Source organism: Rhodococcus sp. O3 (assembly GCF_048897285.1).
Classification (GTDB): domain Bacteria; phylum Actinomycetota; class Actinomycetes; order Mycobacteriales; family Mycobacteriaceae; genus Rhodococcus.
On sequence record NZ_JBMBTE010000224.1, the window covers coordinates 1 to 4,370 of the forward strand.

Annotated in this window: 5 protein-coding genes; 1 reads left to right on the forward strand and 4 read right to left on the reverse strand. The window is 69.0% G+C overall.

Going from position 1 to position 4,370, the window contains the following annotated elements; genetic code table 11:
- Positions 1–57: 57 nt before the first annotated feature.
- Genes ACN675_RS27905 through ACN675_RS27920 form a run of 4 tightly spaced genes read right to left on the reverse strand, consistent with a single transcriptional unit; the run spans position 58 to position 3,723 of the window.
- A complete protein-coding gene (locus ACN675_RS27905) occupies positions 58–534 on the reverse strand; it encodes an NUDIX hydrolase (RefSeq protein WP_420753905.1) in 477 nt (158 codons plus the stop codon).
- Between the two features lie 8 nt (positions 535–542).
- Positions 543–1,637, reverse strand: coding sequence for an HtaA domain-containing protein (locus ACN675_RS27910; protein WP_420753906.1), 1,095 nt, complete (start codon positions 1,635–1,637; stop codon positions 543–545).
- Positions 1,621–2,685: an ABC transporter substrate-binding protein gene (locus tag ACN675_RS27915; protein WP_420753907.1), complete on the reverse strand. Its 1,065-nt coding sequence runs from the start codon at positions 2,683–2,685 to the stop codon at positions 1,621–1,623. The genes ACN675_RS27910 and ACN675_RS27915 overlap by 17 nt, the downstream gene beginning before the upstream one ends.
- A gap of 33 nt (positions 2,686–2,718) precedes the next feature.
- Positions 2,719–3,723, reverse strand: a complete 1,005-nt coding sequence (locus ACN675_RS27920; RefSeq protein ID WP_420753908.1) for an ABC transporter substrate-binding protein — start codon at positions 3,721–3,723, stop codon at positions 2,719–2,721.
- A gap of 320 nt (positions 3,724–4,043) precedes the next feature.
- Between ACN675_RS27920 and ACN675_RS27925 the strand changes: the two genes are divergently transcribed.
- Positions 4,044–4,370 (forward strand): cbb3-type cytochrome c oxidase subunit I (locus ACN675_RS27925; protein WP_420753909.1); only part of this gene is annotated, 327 nt, incomplete at its 3' end.

Genomic DNA, 4,370 nt, shown 5'->3' on the forward strand with positions numbered 1-4,370 from the left:
TTTTCGGTAGCACCCGCTACCGGAAACACGCACGAGCGCGGGCTTTTTCGGGGTGTTTCAGGGCCGGCGGAACCACGCCTCGGGCACGTCGCGCAGAGCCTTGTCGATGCGCAGCGCCGAGGTAACCGTCAGATCGGCGGGCAGCGCGTCGGGCGCGAACCACGCGACCTCGAGGTTCTCGTCGTCGGCCACGCGCGCCGAGCCGCCGGTCGCGCGCAGCAGGAAACACACGTCCAGGTACTGCGCGACGTCGCCGTTCGGGTAGGTGATCGGCGCGGTCACATCCACACTCGTCAGGCGCACGACGTCGGCGACCACCCCGGTCTCCTCCGCGACCTCGCGGACCGCCGCGACCGCGGGTTCCTCACCGGGTTCGAGGATGCCCGACACGACCGCCCAGCGACCGTTGTCGGCGCGACGGGTCAGCAGGAGCCGGCCGTGGTCGTCGCGCACGACGGCGCTCACGCCGGACAGCCACAAGGGGGCGGTACCGACGTGAGCGCGCAGGGCGGCGACGAACTCGGGGACGGGCACGACGGCCCTCAGTAGCGGAAGGTCACGGGTGCGGCCTGCCCACCGGAATACGGCAGCAGCACCGCCGGCTGCAGCGGCACCGAGAAGCGGGCGGGAACGCCGTCCCACTCGGTGCGGCTCGCGTCGGCCGCAGCATCGAGACGTGCGACGGTGATCCGGCTCATCGAGTCGGTCCCGACCTGATCGCCGGTCGACGATTCGGCGGTGAGGTAGGTGCCGTCCTCGGTGAACTCGATCCACGGATCGGCCAGCGCGATCTCGAGGAGATGGAATCGCGTGAACGAGACGACGGTGCCGCGGTACTCGATCCGGCCGCGTCCGGTCTCCGGGTCGATCTGCGCGCCGGCCAGTTCGAATGCGAGCGTGCCGTCCGGGTTGACGGTCGCGCCGTTCTTCCCGACGACCGAACCCTGAGTGGTGTCGGTGACCAGGTCCGTGTAGCCGGGCGCGAATCCCCACACCAGGTCCTGCGACGACGGGACGGGAGTGTTCGGGCCGGGGGAGGGATCGAAGTTCACGGGCACCGACAGTTCCTGCTCGGCGTTGACCGCGTCGGCGGCACCGTAGGTGTAGATGCCGTACACCGCGTCGGCGGGCACGGTGGCGGGAGCGTCGATCGTGAGGGTCGCGGTGAACGAGCCGTCGTCGGACAGCGGAACCCACTGCTGCCGGACCGTGCGACGCATGTCGAACGGCACGTTCGGCACCTGGTTCAGTGCGCGTTCGGACAGCACCCACGCGTTGGTGGAACGCACGGTCGCGCGGTTCGCGGTGGGCGCTCCCTCGGACGGACGCCAGTGCTCGGAGAAGCCACCGAACGAGACGAAGGTGCCGTGCGGCACCCCCGGCGGCACCGGCACCGGCAGGCCACCGGTGCGGTTCGCCTCCGGGTCGAAACCGGATCCGCGCACCACAACGGTGTCGCCCTCGTGTAGCGGCAGGTCGCCGAGCGGGGTGACACCGTCCGCGGCGAACACCTCGATGGCCGGCGTTTCCGGTTGCGCCGACGCCGGCGCGGCCGCCGGAAGCACGGTTGCGAGCAATCCTGTGAGCAGTGCACCGACCCGCACGGCGGGTCGGCCGAATTCAGTGCGAATAGCCATTGAGCGCTACTTTCAGGTCGGTCAGTACGGCCCGGGCCGCGACCGGGCCGGGCGTGGACCACACGTCGTCGGTCACCGCGAACAACCGGCTGTCGCTCACGGCGCCGAGATCGAGCCAACGGTCCGTTTCCATGTATTCGGTGCCCTCGGCGAGGCCGGCGTCGCCGTCGAAGCGGACGAAGAGCACGTCCGCGTCCGCCGCCGCCGGATCGTCGGGGTCGACGGGTTCGAACGAGCGTCCCTCGACGACACCGAAGCGCTGGGCCGGGGGCCGGGCCGCGCCGGCGTCGGCCATGACCTGACCGGCGAACGACGCGGTGCCTTCCACGACGGGCCCGTCGGCGGTGAACCGGACGATCGATGCCTGGGTCTGGGACGAGGCGAGTTCGCGTCCGACTTCGGTGGCGGCGAGGAGGTAGTCGTCGAGCACCCGCTGCGCGGCGTCCCGGCGGCCGAGGGCGTCGCCGACGCGCAGGAACTGCTCCCGCCAGAACACGGGATCGGATCCGACGGTGACGGTCGGCGCGATCGCATCGAGCCGGTCGTACAGATCGGCGTCGGCCGACGACCCCAGGATCAGATCCGGCTGCGCCTGCGCGACCAGGTCGAGATCGGGCACGTCGCCGGAACCGACCGACGGCAACTCGGCGATGCCGGTGCCGAGGTAGTCGAAGTAGCCGGGGTCGATCGGGGTGAACGCCACGCCGACCACCCGCTCCCACAGGCCGAGCGCACACACCGCGTCCATCGCCGCGAGGTCGAGAACGACGATGCGCTGCGGGTCCGCGGGAACCTCTGCGGTGCCCGCGGTGTGCAGGACGGTCCGGGTCCCGGTGGCCGGCTGCCCGGCGTCGAGGGGAGAAGGGAGCGGGCACGCGGTCGTGGTGTCGCGGTCGACACCGACGACCGCGGCACCGGCGATGCGGGTGGTCGTGCGCACGATGCTGTCCGCCGGATCGTCCGTGGTTTCCCCGCATCCCGCGAGGGCGAGTGTCGCCACGGCGACGGCGGCGAGGACGGCAGTTCGAGACCGGTGCACAACGGGCAATTCGACCACTTCCTGTTTCGGGGACGGTCCAGGTTATCCCTTGTGCGGATCGACCCCGAACGCCTCCGCGAGGTCGTCGAGGATCATGTGTGCCCCCTGGATGCTGACGGGGGTCATCCACAGGCTGTCGTCGACGTCGATCTTGCGACCCCGGAGGTTGCCCCACAGCGGGTTGGTCAGGAACGGCTGCGCGGCGTCCTCGGACTTGCCGTCGGCATCGCGGTACATCGAGACGAAGATGACGTCGGCGTCCGCCTGGGCGATCAGCTCGGGGCTGATGGCGTTCATGATGCTGCTCGGGTCGGCCGGATCCGGACCCTGGCTTTCGGGCCGGGCCAGACCCGCGTCCTCGAGGACGATGCCGCTGAACGAGGTGGTGCGGTACAGGCGCGCGGTCGGCTCGCCGGCGAAACGCACGACCGAGACGGTCGGGTTGTTCGCCGAGGCGTTGATCTCGTCGCCGATCGCCTTCGCGCGTGCCTCGTACTCGCCGATCTTCTGCTCGGCGAGGTCCTCCTTGCCGAGCGCCCGGGCGGCGAGCCGGATGTTGTCCTTCCAGGTCGGCCCGGTGGACTGGGAGAAGACGGTGGGAGCGATCGCGGACAGTTCCTCGTACTGCTCACCGTTGCGAACCTCGGCGGACAGGATCAGGTCGGGCTCGAGGGCGGCGATCTTCTCCAGGCTCACGTCGGCGACCTTGCCGACCGAGACGGCGTCCGCGGCGTACTTCTCACGGGCGTCGCCGACGTAGTCGGGCAGTCCCTCGGTGCGGTAGTCGACGTAGCCGACCAGTTCGCTCTCGAGCAACAGTGTCGCGTCGGCGTAGCTGGTGTCGAGCGCGACGACCCGCAGAGGAGCCTCGTCGAACACGGTCGAGCCGCGGAAGTGTTCGACCGTGCGCGGGAAGCCTTCGGTCGACGAGACGGACGTTTCCGGCTCGGTGTTGTCGGCGGAGCAGCCGGCGAGCGTGACTGCGGTGGTGAGTGCCGATGCGAGCGCGACGGTCGCGCGGCGGCGGAATCTAGGGAGCACGTCCATACCTCGGACTTTCGGAGCGGAGCAACAACGACGCAACACTAGCCGGATAAGGTTTCGCTACCCTAAATCCCTGCCAGATGTGACGTACATCATCCGCTCGCGGGGCGGCGCGCGACACGCCGGAAGAGGGGGTCGCGAGGGTGTTGCCCACGAACAACACCCTGGTCGTGACAGCACCTCGAGGTACGCTGTCGCACCGAGTACGACACTGAGTAGGACCCGGTGGGCGACCGCTGTGTGCACGGTCTACGATTCGACTCAGCGCAAGCCAGAGACCGCTCACCTCCAGCCCGAGGTCGAGCGCGCATTCAGGAGGATTAGTGACTGCCGTAGCGCCCCAGCCAGTCCCAGAGATAGCTGCAGCAAGGCCGTACCCAATGCGGCAGGGACCCAAGGGTTCGTTCATCTACAAGATGATCACGACTACAGATCCCAAGGTGCTCGGGATCATGTACATGGTCACCTCGTTCTCGTTCTTCCTCATCGGTGGCCTCATGGCCCTCCTGATGCGCAGCGAGCTCGCGGTCCCCGGCATGCAGTTCCTGTCGAACGAGCAGTACAACCAGCTGTTCACCATGCACGGCGGCATCATGCTGCTGATGTACGCGACCCCGATCGTGTTCGGTTTCGCGAACTACGTCCTGCCC